The 19,371-nt window shown below is 45.4% G+C and carries 17 protein-coding genes; 12 read left to right on the forward strand and 5 right to left on the reverse strand.

What is annotated here, in order from left to right:
- Positions 1-38: 38 nt before the first annotated feature.
- On the reverse strand, positions 39-1,196 hold the full coding sequence (locus FEF09_RS15885) for a homogentisate 1,2-dioxygenase (protein WP_146306038.1): 1,158 nt from the start codon (positions 1,194-1,196) through the stop codon (positions 39-41).
- A 772-nt stretch (positions 1,197-1,968) separates the two neighbouring features.
- Here FEF09_RS15885 and thrA point away from each other — a divergent pair.
- The 5 genes from thrA to rpe all read left to right on the forward strand — a co-directional run bounded on the left by thrA (position 1,969) and on the right by rpe (position 8,575).
- A complete protein-coding gene (thrA, locus tag FEF09_RS15890; RefSeq protein ID WP_146306039.1) occupies positions 1,969-4,416 on the forward strand; it encodes a bifunctional aspartate kinase/homoserine dehydrogenase I in 2,448 nt (815 codons plus the stop codon).
- 22 nt (positions 4,417-4,438) lie between these two features.
- On the forward strand, positions 4,439-5,374 hold the full coding sequence (locus FEF09_RS15895) for a homoserine kinase (RefSeq protein ID WP_146306040.1): 936 nt from the start codon (positions 4,439-4,441) through the stop codon (positions 5,372-5,374).
- Positions 5,375-5,380: 6 nt separating this feature from the next.
- On the forward strand, positions 5,381-6,688 hold the full coding sequence (thrC, locus tag FEF09_RS15900; RefSeq protein ID WP_146306041.1) for a threonine synthase: 1,308 nt from the start codon (positions 5,381-5,383) through the stop codon (positions 6,686-6,688).
- A gap of 135 nt (positions 6,689-6,823) precedes the next feature.
- Positions 6,824-7,831, forward strand: coding sequence for a tetratricopeptide repeat protein (locus FEF09_RS15905; RefSeq protein WP_146306042.1), 1,008 nt, complete (start codon positions 6,824-6,826; stop codon positions 7,829-7,831).
- Between the two features lie 84 nt (positions 7,832-7,915).
- The gene (rpe, locus tag FEF09_RS15910; RefSeq protein WP_146306043.1) at positions 7,916-8,575 is read left to right on the forward strand and encodes a ribulose-phosphate 3-epimerase; all 660 of its coding nucleotides are present in this window, start codon (positions 7,916-7,918) and stop codon (positions 8,573-8,575) included.
- A 116-nt stretch (positions 8,576-8,691) separates the two neighbouring features.
- Here the strand turns inward: rpe and FEF09_RS15915 are convergent, their stop codons facing one another.
- Together FEF09_RS15915 and FEF09_RS15920 are read right to left on the reverse strand one after the other, a co-directional pair.
- Complete coding sequence (locus FEF09_RS15915) at positions 8,692-9,087, reverse strand: response regulator (protein ID WP_012793031.1); 396 nt, start codon at positions 9,085-9,087, stop codon at positions 8,692-8,694.
- 8 nt (positions 9,088-9,095) lie between these two features.
- Positions 9,096-11,309 carry a sensor histidine kinase gene (locus FEF09_RS15920; RefSeq protein ID WP_146306044.1) on the reverse strand — a complete coding sequence of 738 codons (2,214 nt, stop codon included), beginning with the start codon at positions 11,307-11,309 and terminating at the stop codon, positions 9,096-9,098.
- 544 nt (positions 11,310-11,853) lie between these two features.
- Here FEF09_RS15920 and FEF09_RS15925 point away from each other — a divergent pair.
- From FEF09_RS15925 to FEF09_RS15935, 3 genes are all read left to right on the forward strand, one after another.
- Complete coding sequence (locus FEF09_RS15925) at positions 11,854-12,813, forward strand: PhoH family protein (RefSeq protein ID WP_012793033.1); 960 nt, start codon at positions 11,854-11,856, stop codon at positions 12,811-12,813.
- Positions 12,814-13,018: 205 nt separating this feature from the next.
- Positions 13,019-13,498, forward strand: a complete 480-nt coding sequence (locus FEF09_RS15930; RefSeq protein ID WP_146306045.1) for a DUF4878 domain-containing protein — start codon at positions 13,019-13,021, stop codon at positions 13,496-13,498.
- Positions 13,499-13,725: 227 nt separating this feature from the next.
- Positions 13,726-14,271 (forward strand): inorganic diphosphatase, encoded by a 546-nt coding sequence (locus tag FEF09_RS15935; RefSeq protein ID WP_146306046.1) that lies wholly within the window; start codon positions 13,726-13,728, stop codon positions 14,269-14,271.
- 70 nt (positions 14,272-14,341) lie between these two features.
- Here FEF09_RS15935 and FEF09_RS15940 read toward each other — a convergent pair whose 3' ends face one another.
- Entirely contained in the window at positions 14,342-15,085 is a 744-nt protein-coding gene (locus FEF09_RS15940) for a C40 family peptidase (RefSeq protein WP_222596991.1), read from the reverse strand.
- A gap of 111 nt (positions 15,086-15,196) precedes the next feature.
- Between FEF09_RS15940 and FEF09_RS15945 the strand changes: the two genes are divergently transcribed.
- The 4 genes from FEF09_RS15945 (at position 15,197) to FEF09_RS15960 (ending at position 17,983) form a co-directional block, all read left to right on the forward strand.
- Positions 15,197-15,769 (forward strand): sigma-70 family RNA polymerase sigma factor, encoded by a 573-nt coding sequence (locus FEF09_RS15945; protein ID WP_146306048.1) that lies wholly within the window; start codon positions 15,197-15,199, stop codon positions 15,767-15,769.
- 111 nt (positions 15,770-15,880) lie between these two features.
- Positions 15,881-16,867, forward strand: a complete 987-nt coding sequence (locus FEF09_RS15950; RefSeq protein ID WP_146306049.1) for a tetratricopeptide repeat protein — start codon at positions 15,881-15,883, stop codon at positions 16,865-16,867.
- A 151-nt stretch (positions 16,868-17,018) separates the two neighbouring features.
- Entirely contained in the window at positions 17,019-17,585 is a 567-nt protein-coding gene (locus FEF09_RS15955) for an RNA polymerase sigma factor (protein ID WP_146306050.1), read from the forward strand.
- 41 nt (positions 17,586-17,626) lie between these two features.
- On the forward strand, positions 17,627-17,983 hold the full coding sequence (locus FEF09_RS15960; RefSeq protein WP_146306051.1) for an anti-sigma factor family protein: 357 nt from the start codon (positions 17,627-17,629) through the stop codon (positions 17,981-17,983).
- Positions 17,984-18,060: 77 nt separating this feature from the next.
- Here FEF09_RS15960 and FEF09_RS15965 read toward each other — a convergent pair whose 3' ends face one another.
- Positions 18,061-19,308, reverse strand: a complete 1,248-nt coding sequence (locus FEF09_RS15965; protein WP_186774370.1) for a tetratricopeptide repeat protein — start codon at positions 19,306-19,308, stop codon at positions 18,061-18,063.
- Positions 19,309-19,371: the final 63 nt, after the last annotated feature.

Genomic DNA, 19,371 nt, shown 5'->3' on the forward strand with positions numbered 1-19,371 from the left:
CCATGTTTAATGCTTAGTTTTTAATTCTTAATTTTCTCCTATTCCGCCCAACTCATTGTATAGCGTTCATCTTCTATTTCCAATGCTTCCTGCGTGATCTGCAGGGGATGGAAAGTATCTACCATTACTGCCAATTCTTTTGTCTCCTTCGCACCAATACTCTTTTCTACGGCACCCGGATGTGGTCCATGTGGGATGCCACCCGGATGTAAAGTGATCATTCCTCTTGTCACATGTTTACGGCTCATGAAGTCTCCGTCTACATAATACAACACTTCATCACTATCAATGTTGCTATGATTATAAGGGGCGGGAATAGCCTGCGGATGGTAATCAAATAAACGCGGGCAGAAAGAGCATACTACAAAATTATGTCCTTCGAATGTCTGGTGCACCGGAGGTGGCTGGTGTACACGACCCGTGATAGGTTCAAAGTCATGAATAGAAAACGCGAAAGGATATTCGCAGCCATCCCAACCTACGACATCAAAAGGATGATGTGCATAGTGGATCGGGTACATGATACCTTTCTTTTTAATACGGATAAGGAAATCACCAGCTTCGTCGATGGTTTCCAGATTTTGTGGCTGGCGGATATCGCGTTCGCAATAAGGTGCGTGTTCCAGTAGCTGTCCGTATTGACTGAGATAACGCTTCGGATAACGGATCGGACTGAAAGATTCCACGATGAATAGTCTGTTATCTGTACCCGTGAATTTTATCTGATAAATCGTTCCTCTTGGCACCTGCAGATAATCACCATAACCAAATGGCAGCTGTCCGTATTGTGTATGTAATACGCCTGAACCCTCATGTACGAAGATCAGCTCATCTGCGTCTGCATTCTTGTAGAAATAATCCGTCATACTCTGTCTGGGCGCGGCCAGTGATATATGACAGTCGCTATTCACCAGTACTGGTTTTCTGCTTTTCAGATAGTCTTCTTCCGGCTTGATATTAAAGCCCTGAAAACTACGGTGTTTCAGCATTTTCTCTTCTGCTACGCGGGGTGCTACGCTATAGGGTTCATCCACTTTGGTAATTTCGGTAGGCGGATGACAATGGTAGAGCAAGGTTGAATTGGAAGAAAAGCCTTCCGTTGAAAATAACTGTTCAGAGTACAATGTGCCGTCTGGCTTACGGAATTGCGTATGACGTTTATGAGGAATGTTCCCCAGTTTATGATAATGCGGCATGATGGATGGTTTTTCAGTCCGTTACCAGCGTAACAGACCGTGGAATACTGAATGACAATTTTGTGACAATAAGATGTTTTGGTGACTCATTTTCTGTCAGCTATGGATATGCAAACTGTAAAATAAGGAGACAGGTACATATCCTGATGCTAACAGGTATGCAGGACGCCGAAAAGGTCCGGAACAGCGCTACCGGCTGACGATTCCCTCCAGCAGGAAGCAGTACTTCCAGCGGCGTTTATCTATATAATATGTGAAATTGCGGAAATAAGGCATGTACAACGTGGTTAAGACAAATATAGGAATAATAAGGGTCTGGCGCTTCAGGGAACGATCAAGTCCACCTCTTATTCGTCGCCAGGCCGTCGCTTGTTCGTCTGAAAGCCCTCATGGCTATTATCCATGCACCCGGGCGACAGCGCATCTCTATTGAAAACCAATATTATTGTCCTGTCCTGCCTGTTACCCGGAATTTTTCTCAAATTACCCCAGCTCATTTTAAATAATTTCAAAACTTTGACAATTCATTTGTTAATCCAAAACTAATTCCAGACTTTTGTTAGCGAAAAGTAAATTGTTCCAAATAGTGCTACCAATAGTTACATACTTCACATCTGCATCCCGCACCATCTCCGGCGCGGGTATCAGCACTATTACAATTACATCTATTACAACCCCGGTGCGGGGTTAATATTCACATATCATCCAACGACCACTCAGGTGGTACACCCTAAAGGGATCTGGCATTTTTACGTATTAACATTCTTCTCACATGCAAGTATTAAAATTCGGCGGAACTTCCATGGGAAGCGCCCAGTCAATAGAACAGGTATGCAATATCATCCGTAACAAGAAACCCAACGGACGCTTTACCATTGTTGCTTCTGCCATGAGCGGCATTACTGATAAACTGATACAATGTGGTCAGCTGGCAGGACAAGGACAGGAACAATATAGAAACGTATTAGAAGAGATTGAATCCAGACATCTGGATACTATCCGTACCCTCTTCCCTATCACCGTACAAAGCGGTATTATCAGCCAGGTAAAAAAACGCCTGAATACTCTGGAAACCCTTTGCGATGGGATCTTTCAGGTGGGTGAACTGAGTGCAAGGTCATTGGATAAGATCATGAGTTTCGGCGAACTTTTATCTTCCTATCTGCTCGCGGAAAAGTTGAAATCTGCCGGACTCAATGCGGTATGGAAAGACAGCCGTGAACTGATTGTTACTGATAATAACTTCGGTAATGCAGCTGTAAACTTTCTGGCCACTAATCACCAGACTGCCCAATATTACCAGCAACAAACTGCTGATTTCTTCGTGCTGCCGGGTTTTGTATCTGCGACTTCTGACGGAGAAACCACTACACTGGGTCGTGGGGGTTCTGATTATACTGCGGCAATCGTCGCTGCTGCACTGCATGCAGAAGTACTCGATATATGGACTGATGTAAGTGGTATGATGACTGCCGATCCACGTATGGTATCGCAGGCAATCCCTATCCCACACATCAGTTATGAAGAAGCGATGGAGCTTTCTCACTTTGGTGCGAAAGTGATCTATCCTCCAACTATACAACCGGTTATGGATAAACGCATCCCTATCTGGATCAAAAACACTTTTGCGCCGGATGACTATGGTACACTGATCCATTCACAGGATGGTGATGGTCGTGTGTATCCTGTTACCGGTATCAGTGGTATACAGAAAATAGCCTTGCTGACATTGGAAGGTAGCGGTATGGTGGGTATACCCGGTTTCTCCAAACGCCTGTTTGAAGCCCTGCTCAGCGAGCGTGTTAACGTGATACTTATCACACAAAGTTCTTCGGAACACTCTATCACTGTCGGTATACACGAAGCAGACATGCTGAAAGCAAAAACTGCGGTAGACAGCGAGTTCTCTCAGGAGATACTGGAGAAACGTATCGAGCCACTGATCGTGGAAAGAGATATGAGCATCGTGGCAGTAGTAGGTGACAATATGAAAAATCACCATGGTACCAGCGGGAAACTCTTTGCTGCACTGGGTCGTAATGGTGTGAATATACGTGCGATCGCACAGGGTTCTACCGAAAAGAACATCTCTGTAGTGATCAATAAATCAGACGTTAAGAAAGCTCTGAACGTTATACATGAAGCCTTCTTTGAAGAGCCACTGAAACAGGTGAATGTATTCATCGCGGGTGTGGGTAATGTAGGTGGTAAATTGCTGGAACAGCTGAATCAGCAGCATAAATTCCTGATGAATGAACTGGGCCTGCATGTACGTGTAACCGGTATCGCCAACAGCCGTAAGATGGCTTTTGGTCACGAAGCGATCAACCTCGCTGAGTGGAAAAACATACTGGAGGAAGGGGAAGCTTCTGACATGGTTGCATTTGCCAGTAAGATCAAATCGCTTAACCTGCGTAACAGCGTATTCGTTGATAATACTGCCAGTAAAGAAGTAGCGGCTACTTATGGCGAGTTCCTGCAACATGGTATTTCCGTAGTGACCTGTAATAAGATTGCCTGTTCTTCTGATTATGCTTATTATAAAAGTCTGAAAGATCTGGCGCGTAAATACAATGCTTCTTTCCTCTTTGAAACCAATGTGGGTGCAGGTTTACCAGTGATAAACACTCTGAATGACCTGATCCGTAGTGGTGATAAGATCAACAGCATCGAAGCGGTATTAAGTGGTAGTCTCAACTTTGTGTTCAACAACTTTGTTAATGGAGCATCCTTCCGTACTGTGGTAAAGGCAGCGCAGGATGAAGGTTATACAGAACCGGATCCACGCATAGATCTCAGCGGTGTGGATGTGATGCGTAAGATACTGATCCTCGCACGTGAAAGCGGCGTTAAAATGGAACTGGAAGACATTACCAATCATTCCTTCCTGCCGGAAGAAGCGCTGAATGCGCCTTCTGTGGATGCTTTCTACGAACAACTGGATGTGCATGCAGGTCATTTTCTGGCATTACGTGAAAAAGCGGATGCTGAAGGCAAACGCCTGAAGTTCGTAGCCCGCTATGAAAATGGTAAGGCGTCTGTAGGATTACAATCTATTGCGCCGGATCATCCTTTCTTCAAACTGGAAGGAAAAGACAACATCGTACTTTATACTACCAACCGTTATGCGGAACAACCACTGATCGTAAAAGGCGCCGGTGCGGGAGCAGATGTAACGGCTTCTGGTATATTTGCTGACATCATCAGATCAGCGAGATAAAATCAATTAAAACTCCTTCCTCATGGATAATGAAAGCATAAGAGTATTTGCCCCCGCTACTGTCGCCAACGTAGCCTGTGGCTTTGACGTAATAGGACTGGCAATGGATGCTCCCGGTGACGAAATGATCATGCGTAAAAGCGATAAACCCGGTGTTACCATTACAGCGGTACACGGCGCATCGCTGTCTACTGATCCGGCGCAAAACGTGTGTGGCGTAGCCATTCAGGCACTGCTGCAGAAGTATGGTCAGCCGGATGTAGGTATAGAACTGGAACTCTTCAAAAATATTCCTCCCGGTAGTGGTATTGGCTCCAGTGCCGCCAGTTCGGCTGGTGCTGTAGCAGGCGCCAACCATCTGCTGGGCAATCCGTTTACACCTAAACAACTGGTACGTTTTGCCATGGAAGGTGAAAGACTGGCCAGCGGTGCTGCGCATGCTGATAATGTGGCGCCTGCTATTATGGGTGGTTTTACACTTGTAAGAAGCTACAAACCGCTGGACATTACGGGTCTGCATACACCTGCTGATCTGTGGGTAACCGTGATCCATCCGCAGATAGAAGTAAAAACTTCTGATGCCCGTGAGATCCTTAAACAAAAAGTACTGATGACCGATGCTATCCGTCAATGGGGTAACGTAGGTGCACTCGTTGCGGGTCTTTATCAGGAGAACTATGATCTGATCAGCCGTTCACTGGAAGACGCGATCGTAGAGCCTGTACGTGCGATCCTGATTCCTGCTTTCTACGAGCTGAAAGTAAAATGTAAGGAAGCGGGTGCATTGGGTGGTGGTATCTCCGGTTCTGGTCCTTCTGTATTCATGCTGAGCAGAGGAGAAGAAACAGCCCGTAAAGTAGCTGCGATGATGGATACGGTATATGCGCCGCTGGGCGTGGATTACAAGATCCATGTATCACAGATAAACAGGGAAGGTGTGAAAATTACAAAAGCGTAAAATCTAATGAAATATTTCAGTCTGCAGAATAAACAACACGTTGTATCTTTTGAAGAAGCCGTAGTACAGGGACTTGCGCCTGATAAAGGATTATACTTCCCGGAGCGTATTCCGGCTTTCGATAAAGCATTCCTTCATGATATCGTTCATAAAAACGACCTCGATATTGCCTACGCAGCGATACAGCCATTTGTAGGAGAAGAGATTCCTGAAGCGACCTTAAAACAGATCATTGCGGATACACTCAGCTTTCCATTTCCGGTAGAGAAAGTGGAAGGGAATGTATACTCGCTGGAACTTTTCCACGGGCCAACCCTGGCATTCAAAGATGTCGGCGCACGTTTTATGGCGGGTTGTCTGGGTTATTTCAGAAGAAATGATTCCCGTCCGGTAACAGTACTCGTGGCTACTTCCGGGGATACCGGCGGGGCGGTTGCCAATGGTTTCTATAATGTTCCCGGTGTACGTGTTGTCATCCTCTACCCTTCCGGTAAAGTGAGCACCTTACAGGAAAAGCAGCTGACCACACTCAACGGCAACATTACGGCCCTTGAAATAGACGGTACTTTTGATGATTGTCAGAAGATGGTGAAAACTGCTTTTCTGGATGAAGCCTTACAATCGCATATTATGCTGACCAGTGCCAACTCCATCAACGTTGCCCGCTGGCTGCCACAGATGTTCTACTATCTGCTGGCATACAAACAACTCAGCGCAGCACATCCTGATATTGTCTTCTCTGTACCGAGCGGCAACTTCGGTAATATCTGTGCGGGTATGATGGCTGCAGCGATGGGTTTACCGGTAAAACATTTCGTGGCCAGCACCAATGTGAATGATACGGTACCAAGGTTTATGCAGACCGGCGCTTATACACCCGGTAAAGCGACAGCCACCCTGTCCAATGCCATGGACGTGGCGGATCCGAGCAATTTTATACGTATACTCGAGTTGTTTGCGAATAGTCTGCCGGCACTGAAAGAAAAACTGACGTCAATTTCCTTCAATGATAAAGATACCGCGGCTACCATGGAGCAGGTCTGGAAAGACTACCAGTATATGCTGGATCCACATGGAGCGGTAGGTTACCTCGGTCTGAAGCAGTATTTACAGACGGCAGGTCCGGATACAGCTACTGCCGGTGTATTTCTGGAAACAGCGCACCCGGTTAAATTTGCAGATACGGCTCCGGCATCTCTGCAGGATAAGATCGTAACGCCAGACAGGGTACAATCCCTGTATGATCTGGAAAAACAATCCGTGCAACTTCCGGCTGAGTATGATGCATTAAAACAATGGCTGATGGCCAATTGATCCGGCATGCAATAAACGATCAATCAGGATGGCTGTCCGCTTATAGCGCGACAGCCATTCTTCATTTTAGCCCTCCCCGACCCGCTACAGTTATCATAACAGTGGAATTTCCAGCATTTTTTATATAATTGTCTTATGAAATACCTATTCCTCTTATCCATTCCTTTTTTGATTTGCTGCCATTCCGGTAAACAGGGAGAGTCTGTTCAGAAAAACGGTGCTGACTCTGCTCTTTATGCCGCTATGGTATTACCGCTGACCGACTCTATCGCACAATTTCCTGAAAACGAGGCCTTATACTTCCGCCGGGCATTGCTGCTCTTTAATACAGATCCTGTGCTGGCACAGAAAGACTTTGAAAAGGCGGCGCAGCTGAAACCGGCAGTGACCGATTTCTGGGCAGGAGCAGGAGAAGCGGCACTGGTGCTGGAACACTATCCGCAGGCAATTGCGCATTTTGAAAAAGCCTTACAGACGGCACCCGGCTATCCTTATCTGCAATACAGACTGGCGACCGCGCTGATTGAAAATAAACAGTATGCTGCTGCTGATAGTCTGGCGGGCGTACTGTCACAGTCCACCGGTACCTATGATAAAGCTTACTATCTGAAAGCCAGAATTGCCGAGGAAAATAAAGACACTACGCTGGCGATCAGTCACCTGACAGCGGCGGTAGACCATGCGGGACTGCAGAGTGATTATGATGCGGTGATGGAACTGGGCGATCTGTTGCTGACGAGACATTCTTCCAATACGCCTAAATACTACAGACTGGCGGCAAAACTGGACTCTGTGAATGCGGAACCTTATATTGCGCTGGGTCAGTATTATGAGCAGACCGGCAATACTGCGGAAGCCATCACTGCTTATACCAGCAGTATCTCTACTGATCCTGACGACGAAAGAGCTTATATGGCGTTGGGAACGATCAATGTGCGGAAAAAGAACTGGAAGGAAGGACTGCGTTATTTTGATCTGGCGGCCAAAACCTCCCCTAACAATTCGGAAGCGTATTATAACCGTGCACAGTGTCTGGAGCAGCTGGGCCGCAAGGATGATGCGATAGACGATTATATCAAGGCGCTCACTTTCAGAAAGGAATATCCGGAGGCGAAAGCTGCATTGGAGAAACTAAAAAAATAAACAGTTATATTCGTAACGATGAATAGCAGTATGGGCAGCATGTATGCTGTCTGTACATGATTTCTAATCTTTAAACGAGTGGCTTTGGAAAACAGAAACACATTTATAGCACCGTCTCTCCTGGCATCCAATTTTCTGGAGCTGGGTAAAGAAGTTGAGATGTTGAATCGCAGTGAGGCGGACTGGTTGCATCTGGACGTAATGGATGGCAGATTTGTACCGAATATCAGTTTTGGCTTACCGGTAATTTCACAGATCAGAAAGGCGACCACAAAGATCTGTGATGTACACCTGATGATTGAGGAGCCTGAGAAATATGCGGAAGAGTTTAAGAAAGCGGGTGCTGACCTGTTGACGGTGCATTATGAAGCGTGTACGCACCTGCACAGGAATATTCAACAGATTAAGAGTCTGGGGATGAAAGCGGGTGTGGCATTGAATCCGCATACGCCGGTGCATCTGCTGGAGAATATTATCAATGATGTTGATCTTGTGCTGATCATGAGTGTAAATCCCGGTTTCGGCGGACAACACTTTATTCCGAGAAGTCTGGATAAGATACGTCAGACACGGGAGATGATCAATCATTATAAAGCGCATGCATTGATTGAGGTGGATGGTGGTATCACAACAGATAATGCTGCCAGCATATTAGATGCGGGTGCAAATGTGTTGGTGGCGGGTAGTTCGGTATTTGCGTCGAAGGATCCGGAAGCGACGATCAGTGCGTTAAGGAACGCGTAGGTCAATCTTTTAAGACATTTAATGCGGTGGAACGCATTTATAAAAGCGATACTTAATTTTAATAAAAAGAGGGTTATGTCGGTATGACATAACCCTCTTTACTATATGAAGAATTTTCAACTCGCCTGTAACTTTGTAATGATTTCGCTGGATAAAGGTTTGGTGAGATATCCTTTCACGAATGAATAGTTATCTACTTTCTTACGGTCTTTATCATCGATGGAGGAAGTCAGTACAAAAATGCCGATCTGTTTGGCTAAGTCTTTGTAAAAACCGGCGTAGTCATTAAGGAAATCCCATCCGTCCATGACTGGCATGTTAAGATCAAGCAGGATCAGATCAGGCAATTGCTCGGCCTGGAAGGAATATTGACGCAGATAATCCAGTACGTCCTGCGCATCGGAAAAGGCCCTCACATTCTCTCCAATACCCTGTCGTTTGATCATTATGTTCGCGATCTGCTGATGAATAGGATCATCATCTACGATAAAAATCATGTTGTGCAATTGCATACAGGGATTTATTCTGTTTTAAAGGTAATAATAAATTTCGTTCCCCGGCCCGGTGTACTTTCCGCACGAATGCTTCCCCCCATTGCTTCAACCTGCGTTTTGGTGATAAAAAGGCCGATACCTTTCGCGTCTTTATTCTTGTGAAACGTCTTTCTGAAACCAAAAAGCTTATGACCGAAGCGCTCCATGTCGATTCCCAGTCCGTTGTCTTCTACAGTCAGCATAGTACGACCGTTTTCACGCCAGCTTCTCAGGTGCAGACGGGGCTTATGTTCAAGGGTACGATAACGGATGGCATTGGTGATCAGGTTCTGCAGGATACTGTCAAGGTACAGGCGCGGGAACTCCAGCGAAGGCGCATGTTCAAAATTTGTTGTGAGTTGTATCCCGCTCTTTTCAATATCCGCAAACAAAACGTCTTTCACATGTTGAAGACGTTCGGCAAATATAAGCTCTTCCCGTTCCATATCCACATCTTTCCTGATCTGGACAACGTCCACCAGGTCATTGAGCGTTTCATCTATCTTAAATATGACTTCCTGTAGTAAACTCAGGTACTGTTCCTTTTCATGTTGCAACACAGAATCATTATGCATCTGCATGAGTGCTTTCAGGTTGGCGATCGGTGCACGGAGGTTATGCGAGGTAATGTGTGCGAAGTCTTCCAGTTGCTGATTCTGGTTGACCAGGCTCCGGTTCAGCTTATTTAATTGTTTGTTGGCCCGGAAGAGGTCTTTTTGCATATTCCGGCTGTCGCTGATATCCCGGATAAAGACGGAGACGGTCCCGTCACTCATATGAGTAATCAGGAATTCGTACCATTTATAACGGCGGGGAAAATAGCTGCTGAAGGATTGAGAAACGGTGTCTGTCAGTGCTGCGGAGAAACGGGTCCTGAACGGACTGAGGTGGCCCAGTTCCGGTAGGACATTAAACAGGTTTTCTCCGGGGAGTACCTGACGACCGGCCATTTCTTCTGCTTTGGTATTGACAAAAGAGAGTGTGCCGTCCTTTTCCATGGTGGCGTATCCCATATCAACGGCATCGAAGAACAGGTGTAATTGTTCGGTGTTTCGTTGTAGCAGGTTGCGCATCTGGCGTTCCAGTTTTTTGTCGGTGATATCATTCACCAGTGCTACCACGATCTGTTCCTGATCAACGGGGTCGCGTAAGGGAAACAGGGTAAGGTCGAGCCAGACTTCTTTATTCTGGGCGGTCCAGCGGCTATCCTTCGAGAAATCCAGTTGCTTTTCGACACGCAGCATCTTATTATGCACCATGACGTGTATGAACAGTTCATCCAGCCCATAAAGCCGGGAAAACGGATCGTTCATGATATTGAAGGGTGTTTCACCTTCTTCATATTCGTACTGGAAGAATTCCCGCTGCGTCTGATTGATACGGCGGATAAATCCGAAGTGGTCAAATTGTATATAGCCGATGGGCAAGTGTTCTATGATGAGGTCCAGCAGGCGGGCGCTTTTCTGGAGTTGCATCAGGGACAGTTGTTTTTCGGTGATGTCGGACATGATCATGACCAGTTCGACGATACTGCCCTGCTGATCGGTGACTGCAAAGACGGTGGCTTCGTAATAAGCCGGCAGTATACGGATGACGCCATTGATGGCCTGTTCGCGATAACCGAGGAGTATTTCTCCCGTAGCGGGCCGGCAGTTACATTGCACGGCGGTAAACAGTTCGCATAGACCGGTTTCCTGAAAGACCGGTTCTTCAAAAAGGTTATACCCCGGCATACAGAGTACGGGGTCGATCCCTTCCCAGATCTGCTGTTGCAATTCATTGGCGCCACGGTGGGTACCATCGGGCGAGAAATGTTGCAGACCGAAAGGCATGGCGTGTAGTACGGAGGCGGGTTCGGCGGGACGCCTGCCGGTAATATCGGTGCCGGACAGGAGGAAATGGTCGCCTGCGGGACTCAATTTCCATTGTACCCACTGACGGGTATGGCAATACATTTCAACACAGGCCGGACGACCCATATTGAGCAGGTGACATAGCATAGGCCAGTACACCCCTGCATTCTTTCCGATGACATCATTAAAATGTACAGTTGTAATATTTCCTGCCGGATGAAATTCCCCCTCCGGTATCTGCAGCCACCCCGACGCCTGCTGATTGGCATACAAGAGGTTACCGTGCAGATCCAGTAACAGCGCTGGTATTACACCTGTCAGCGCGTTACTCATTATGGCATTCATCATAAAATCCCGAACGATAATCCCTTTAAAAATACTCAATATATGATTAAAAATAGCTATTCTTAACAACTATCTGGCGGGGAGACAGCCATTTGTATTATTTAAGGCCTTAATTTTGCGTTTTCCACCGATGTGGATTTCCCGTTTTCAGCATATGTAAAAGGATAAATATCTTTGGGGACAATAGCATACGGACAAACATTAAATGCACAATACAATGAAGTATTCATTCTCATGAGATTTGAAAAGTGACAAACCGGCAATGCGAAAGTCACTTATTTTTCTATAGTTCTTTGGTATTGAAGGTGAAGTTATCGCAGCATCTGCTCACTGTACAGGAAAAAGGCTTTGGCGTGGTTATTGCCGCTGCTCATATGGCTACTGCTCTATCTGGCGTGGTATCTGTAAACACCTTTTTTGCCAGTTTTAGTGAAGCCTTCAGACAACAAGGTTATAAACTCCAGGTTTCTTAATATAAAGCGTTTAAGGTATATTGCTTTAGACACCTTATACGGAGATACCTCAAACGATCTAAATAAAATATCACTTGACAGAATCAATTATCAGCTTAGATAGTATTAACCCTATCGAGTTCTTCGGAGTAAACAATGGAAAACTTGATCTGCTGAAAAAGAAATTTCCACTGTTAAAGATTCTCTCCCGTGGAACACAACTCAAGCTCTCCGGCGCTCAGGAAGAAGTAGCCACTGCTCAGGAAAAAATCGGACAAATCATTTCTTATCTCGAACGTAACGGTAATCTGAGCGAAAACTATTTTGAACAGATCCTGGGTGATGAAGAAACGGTAGATGCTTTCAAGGATCGCAATTCCAATGAGGTCCTGGTTTTCGGACCGAACGGCCGTAATGTAAAAGCCAGAACAGCCAACCAGAAGAAAATGGTATCGCTGGCTGACAAAAATGACATCATTTTTGCCATTGGCCCTGCCGGTACCGGTAAAACTTACACGGCTGTGGCGCTTGCTGTGAGAGCGTTAAAAAACAAAGCTGTCAGAAAGATCATCCTGACCCGTCCTGCGGTAGAAGCAGGTGAAAACCTTGGTTTCCTGCCGGGTGACCTGAAGGAGAAGATTGATCCATATCTGCGTCCACTGTACGACGCTCTGGATGACATGATCCCTGCTGACAAGCTCAGTTATTTCATGACCAACCGTGTCATTGAGATCGCTCCGCTGGCGTATATGCGCGGACGTACACTTGATAACGCTTTCATCATTCTGGATGAGGCCCAGAACGCCACCGAACTGCAGATCAAAATGTTCCTGACACGTATCGGTGCATCAGCCAAAGCTATTATCACGGGCGACCTTACGCAGATCGACCTGCCTAAAAATCAGAAATCCGGATTGGAAAAAGCGACCCGTATCCTTCGTAATATCGATGGTATCGGCTACCTCCAGCTGGACGAGGAAGACGTAGTAAGACACAGACTGGTGAAGGCTATTATACGTGCGTATGATGCGGCCAAGGAAAAGGAGGACCACTAACAATTAACACTTCTTTAACAGCGTTTTGAGTATGTTCACGCCCTTAAAACGTAAACTGTTAAAGACTTCCTTGCCTATACCGGTTTACAACAAGGAAACCAACAATTTTCAAAAATCGGGTACGGAACTAAAAAATTACAACGGCTGCACTAGCTGCTTTTTGTAATTTTCTAACTTTCCTCCTATTTTTGTTAACTGTATTATAATGAACAATTGCATGACCAGTTATCTGCGTATTCTCACCTTGGTATTATTTTTCGGTACTGTACTTGGCAGTTGCAAAAAGAGCGCTACTCCGCAGGAGGTTGCACTTAATTTTATGCATGCTATTCAGGAATCGAACTTTGACCTTGCCAGAGATTACGCAACCAAAGAATCGCAACAGGTAATACAGCTCTACTCCTTTTTTGATGCACGTCGTAACGACTCAGAACGGGATAAGATAAAAAAAGCCGGTATAGAGGTGATCGATACGGAAGAAAATGGTGATAAAGCAACCGTAACGGTATTGAACTCATCCTCTCAGCAAAAGGAAAGATTGCAATTGGTAAAGGAAAATGGCCGCTGGAAGATATCACTCACTTTTGAAAGTATCATTCCGAATTATCTGCCTCCGGCAAGCGCGCCATTGGACTCCTCCATGCTTCCACAGGATTCTACGGCTCCGCTCCCTACAGATAAATAAGATATTGTAGATCAACTCATACCTGTTTATTTTGCAGCAATTGCGAATTTACAGTTGAGTTCCTTATTTTTGCGCACGCGCCAGCAGACGTTTATTCTAAATTCCACATTAGCTTACGGTAAATCAGTTGCCAGGGTCCCGACGAAAGACTTTGCGACGTTATACCTTTCTGCAATGCTGAATAAACGCAGGCGCTTAAATACTAAATAATCAAAAAATAAAGTTTGATGATGACGACGAACAATCCATGGCATAGTGTCAGCACAGGATCAGAAGCGCCAAATGTAGTAAATGCTATTATTGAAATTCCGAAAGGATGTCGCGCTAAATACGAGCTGGACAAAGAAAGTGGCCTGCTGAAACTCGACAGGGTGCTCTATTCTTCTGTTTACTATCCGGCTAACTACGGTTTTATCCCTAAAACCTACTGTGATGACCATGATCCGCTGGATATCCTCATCCTCTCCCAGGTAGATGTAGTTCCAATGTGTCTCATGGAAGCGAAGGTGATCGGCGTTATGCAGATGATCGATAATGGTGAAGCGGATGACAAAATCATCGCGGTAGCTGCTAATGATATGAGCGTTGCGCATATCAATGACATCTCTGAATTGCCTCCTCACTTCACAGCTGAGATCCGTCACTTCTTTGAAGAATACAAGAGACTGGAGCACAAAACTGTAAAAGTGGCTGACTTCCAGAACAAAGCTGTTGCTGAGCGTATCGTGCTGGAAAGCATTGAGCTTTACAACAAGACTTTCGGCGATAAATAATTACCACGGATAACCGTAAAAGAAAAGACCATAGCAATTGCTATGGTCTTTTCTTTTATACCTGTTTCTGTTAGAAATATCGTTTGATAATACGGAGTTTATGCGTTCTTTCACCCGTATCTATATTGATAATGCCTTGGTTGTCAATAGGATCTACCCTTACCTTACCTGACGCATGAATGATCTCATGATCATTCAGCAGAATGCCTACGTGTGTGATTCGTCCTTCCGCATTGTCAAAGAATGCCAGATCGCCTGTTTTTGCTTCCTGTAGGAAATCTACCGTAGTACCCTGCGTTGCCTGCTGATATGCGTCCCTTAAGAGGGGGATGCCCAGCGTTTTAAATACCGTCTGGGTAAACCCGGAACAGTCCACACCAAACACCGATTTTCCTCCCCACAGATAGGCTGTGTTCAGGTATAAAAAGGCTGCCTTTGTCAGTGCTGCGATATCGACTGCACTGCCATCACCGATCTCCGCTGGTTTTTCCTCAACCTGTACCGTCACCTTTCCCCAGTTTGTCACGTCGGTCGTGCCGTGCTTTAGTATGCATCCAAATGGTGCCTGTAAAGGCTTTCCGTTCAGCAATACCCGATTTACCCACGAAGCGGTATAATGCGTGTAAGGTGCACTAAAAAGCCCTTCATCGATTATTTCAAGGTGATTTAAAGTAGCCCATCCCTCATATCCATCATACTGACATTTTACCCTCACCCAACCGTCTGATCCGGTGACAATAATTTCACTGCATTCCCCGAACAAGGCTTGTGAGATAATTTCACTTTTATGAGACTGTTCCGCCCGTAATGGCATAATTGGAACAACAGTAATTGCGTATGGCATATTAATTGTCTAAAATAATTATATGTCAAAAGACAACAAAATGAACTTTTTTGTCTTTTATATGTAAATATAGGTAACACTATGCTACAGCAGTTAAGTAATTTATCAGATAAAGAATTGATTTCCCGGGCGAGAAAGCTCAAGGATCAGGAAGCCGAAGGTGTACTCATGGAAAGATACAGCCACCTCATGGTTGCTGTTTGTTTACCCTACCTCAACAATGGTCCGGCTACCAGTCCGGAGGAGATTTACCCTGCTTTGCTGCAGCGTCTCAGTGACAGTCTGAAAACCCAGACGATCCCGAAAGCCAATGAATGGATCCACTATACGATCAGGGCACAACAGGCCCGGACAGATAAGAACAGTCCATTTTTTCCAAGTACGGAATCCAGAGAACAGCAACAGATAGAAGCCAGAATAGAAAAGGCGGCAACCAACCAGAAAGAACAGCAACAGCTGATCGCTACTATTGAACGTACGCTTGATAAACTGTCTGCCGAGGAAAAATATTTACTGAAAGAATTCTACATGAATAATAAAAGTTTTGCAGCACTGGCGGAAACTAAGCAGATCTCTATTGAGAAACTCAGACAGACACTGCAACAGGCAAAGCAAAAAATGGCGTCCTTATTGATGAATGAAACCTATGAGTAACTTGGAAAACAATGAAAAAATACTGAAGATCTTCAGTAACATCCGCTGTTTAAACAGAGACCAGCTGCCCGCTATCTGGACGGTCGTCTCACGGATGTCGAGAAACACCTGGTGGAACAACACCTGGTGGACTGCGATCTGTGTTTTGATGCATTGCAGGTTCTCCAGCAACAACAATACAGGGAAAAATACCAGCCGCTGTCAGCGAGTATGCAACAGTATATCCGCAACAGTATCAAACAGGTATCCCATGCACATAAAGCCGAACGCTATCAGCGCCAGGAACAGAAAAAGGAAAGCTTCCTGATCTATTTCTGGGTAGTGGCTGCTATTGCTGCCGGTGCGGGTCTTATTTATCTCATACAACAACAGGATAAATTCAAGCCATCTGTCACCAAAGCCATGGCCAGCAACGCAGAAATACCTGCTCAGAGAGTAGAAGCTCCGGCTGTACAAGCTGCCGTGGTTACGCCGGTACGTGCAGAAAGAGCGGATACCCTTAGTCACCGTCCTGCACCACCAGCCGCTACAACAACGGCTCCGGTCGCACCTCCGGCCGCTACCCCGGCACCTGCTACGCCTAAACCTGTCATTAAGGACTCTGTTAAGGCAAAAACGCCGGCAGCAGTACCCGTGAATAAGGATAGTGCGAAAAAACAGGCCCCTCCTGCCACTAAACCAGCTGAAGTAAAGGAAACTGTCAAAGCACCCGCTCCGGAGCATAAAGACACTCCTACGGTAGCAAAAAAGACAGAAGACAAACCGGAACCTAAACCGGTTCCGAAGGAAAAGAAAGATGATGACGATGATAAACCCAAACCAAAACCTGCTACAGAAACAGCTGCCAGCGGCACAGATGAGTTCCTGTATAAAGCAGCGATGGTATATCATCAACAGGGAGACCTCAACGAGGCCATTTCCCGCTATAAACACCTTTCCGGCAGTAGTGGCAAGTATGGTGAGCTTTCGCGTTATCAGCTGGCTGTATGCTACCGTAGTAAGGGGCAGACGGGTAAAGCCAGACGTATGTTCAAAGAAGTCGTTCGTATGAACGGCAGTATGAAGGACAAGGCGCAGGCCGCCCTTGATAATCTGTAATCGTTCTGCTGATATTTTCAGCCTCACTTCCTCATATAGTCCATAGAACTTTCCATAACGGAGTCTTCTATGGACTTTTTTATTTCATTATATTTTTGTGGAATCGGCTGGGTATTGCATCTTAATATTATAAGTATTTTATCTTTATCCAGTGAATTATAAGAACAGTCAGGAATTAACAGACGAAGAACTGCTGGAACGGTATAAAGCCGATGAAAACAGCAATTGGGTAGGCATCCTGTTTGACAGGTATGCGATCCTGCTATTGGGTATGTGCATGAAATACCTTAAAAATGAAGAGGATGCGAGAGACAGTGTACAACAGATATTTTTAAAAGTATTGGCAGATATCAACAAGCACAAAATTCAGTACTTCAGGGCCTGGATCTATCAGGTCAGCAAGAACCATTGTCTGATGCAGTTAAGGCATAAGAATCAGGTGAGGCAGGAAGAAGTCAGTGAGAAACATCTCAATGATCCCGGAGAGCCGGAAGAAGATAAAGCAAGGTTTGTAGAAAAGGATAACTTGCTGGAAAATATGCAGCATGCGCTGGAACAATTAAACCCGGAGCAACGCGTCTGTGTCAAACTTTTTTATCTGCAGAAACGCTCTTATCAGGATATTACGGACGAAACGGGATATACCCTGCTGCAGGTCAAGAGTTATATTCAGAATGGGAAGCGGAACCTGAAGCTCCTGCTGAGCAAACAGGGATAGGAGTAAGTATGCGGATTTCTAATTATTGAGGAAACATTTTTATGAACGAAGAATATCAGGATATTTTCACCACGACGGCCTGTCCTACGCAACAGCAATTGCTGGACTATGTACAGGGCAGGATGACAGCGGAAGAAAAGCATGAAGTGGAACTTCATCTTGCCGATTGTGAAATGTGCAGCGAGGCGGTGGAGGGATTATCAGCCTTTAAAGAAAAGGAAAAGATCCCCGTATTATTGCGGCAGATGAAGTGGCAAATGCTGCGTAAGCTCCGTACGAACAAGCGTCGTAAACACCAGATGGCCTACTTTACTGAACTGGCGATCATCGTTATCGTGATCCTGTTCATTCTGCTGGCGGCATTCTGGACGTATCATTTTATGTCGGGCAGAAAGTAAGTACATATTGACCTATATGCAAAAGTCCCGGTTCGTTATGAACCGGGACTTTTTTTATGATGTCTGTATCTATACGATTACAGGCTTTCCAGCTTCTTCTTCACTGCTTCTACTTTAGCAGTTTCGTTTTTGATAGCATAGATCTTCTGCAGTGCATACAGGCAGCTTTCGAAAGTCTGCTTGTCGCTTGGCTCCAAGGAACCAGCAGCTGTGAAGTTAGCGTCCGCTTTCTCGAAGAAAGGCAGCGCCTGATCCATCAGACCTGTTACTTTAGTCTGCAGTTCTTTTGCTTTTGGTGTGTTCAGTGATTTGCTGTCCATTGCATTCAGTTCTTTGTTGAAACCTACTGCACGGTTGAAATACAGAGCACCTAACTGGAAGTTAGCGGTTGCATCATCAGCTTTCAGTTCGATAGCTTTTTTGTAAGCATTTTCAGCTTTAGTCATGAGCTCATCGTAGTTTGCTGGTTTTGCAGCGTCTTCTTTACCATCAGAACGAGGGTTTGCGAGGTTGTCAACGCGGATACCGTAGTCGAGAATGGTCTGGAAGTCATTTGGATTTTCAGACATTTTCTTTTCCAGCATACCCAGCAACTCGGAAGTTTTACCTGTTTTAGAGTAGTAGATCATTTCCATATCGTTGAAACGCTTGTCTTTAGGGAACATAGCTTTTGCTTCTTCGATAGTTTTGATCCAGTTAGCATTATCACCTTTCTCTTCGTAAGTCTGTGCGAGGATTACGTACAGGGCTGGTTCAGCTTTGAACTGAAGATCAGCTGCTTTTCTCAGGAAAGGCAGTGCTTCGTCTTTTTTACCAGCCTGGTTAGCAGCGTAACCAGCGTAGAAGGTCATGGAAGTATCTGTAGGAATAGAACCACCCAGATTTTTGCCATTATAGTATTCAGCAATGTTGAAAGCGTCTCTGAAGTGTACGAACGCTGAATCCCATTTCTGGTCATTCAGGTTGCCATAACCTGCGTTACCTACTGTAGCATACAGGTTAAACATACGCTGGTTCATTTCCAGTAAAGCTTCCGGCAGTTTAGCGTTGATATCCAAAGCTTTTTTGTAAGCTTCGAATGCTTCCAGCGCCTGCGAAGCATCTTTCTTGTCAGTAGCTACTGCTTCGAAGATCTTTCCTTTAACATACCAGGTTTTAGCTTCACCTTTAGTTTTTTCATTTTCCAGTGCTGCCTGAATATCGGCTTTCGCTTTATCATAGTCTTTCTTGGACAGTGCCTCGTCAGCACTGCTTACTTTGGCACGTTGCGCTACTGCAACCATCGCTGCACCACAAAAGACAAATGATACCAGTAATTTTTTCATGTTGCTCAATATTTTGTTGTTTTCTATAAGTATGGCGTTAGATTTAATGCCTGTTTCAACCAT

Origin of the sequence: Chitinophaga pinensis (assembly GCF_007896845.1) — a bacterium.
In the GTDB taxonomy this organism is placed as follows: domain Bacteria; phylum Bacteroidota; class Bacteroidia; order Chitinophagales; family Chitinophagaceae; genus Chitinophaga; species Chitinophaga pinensis_C.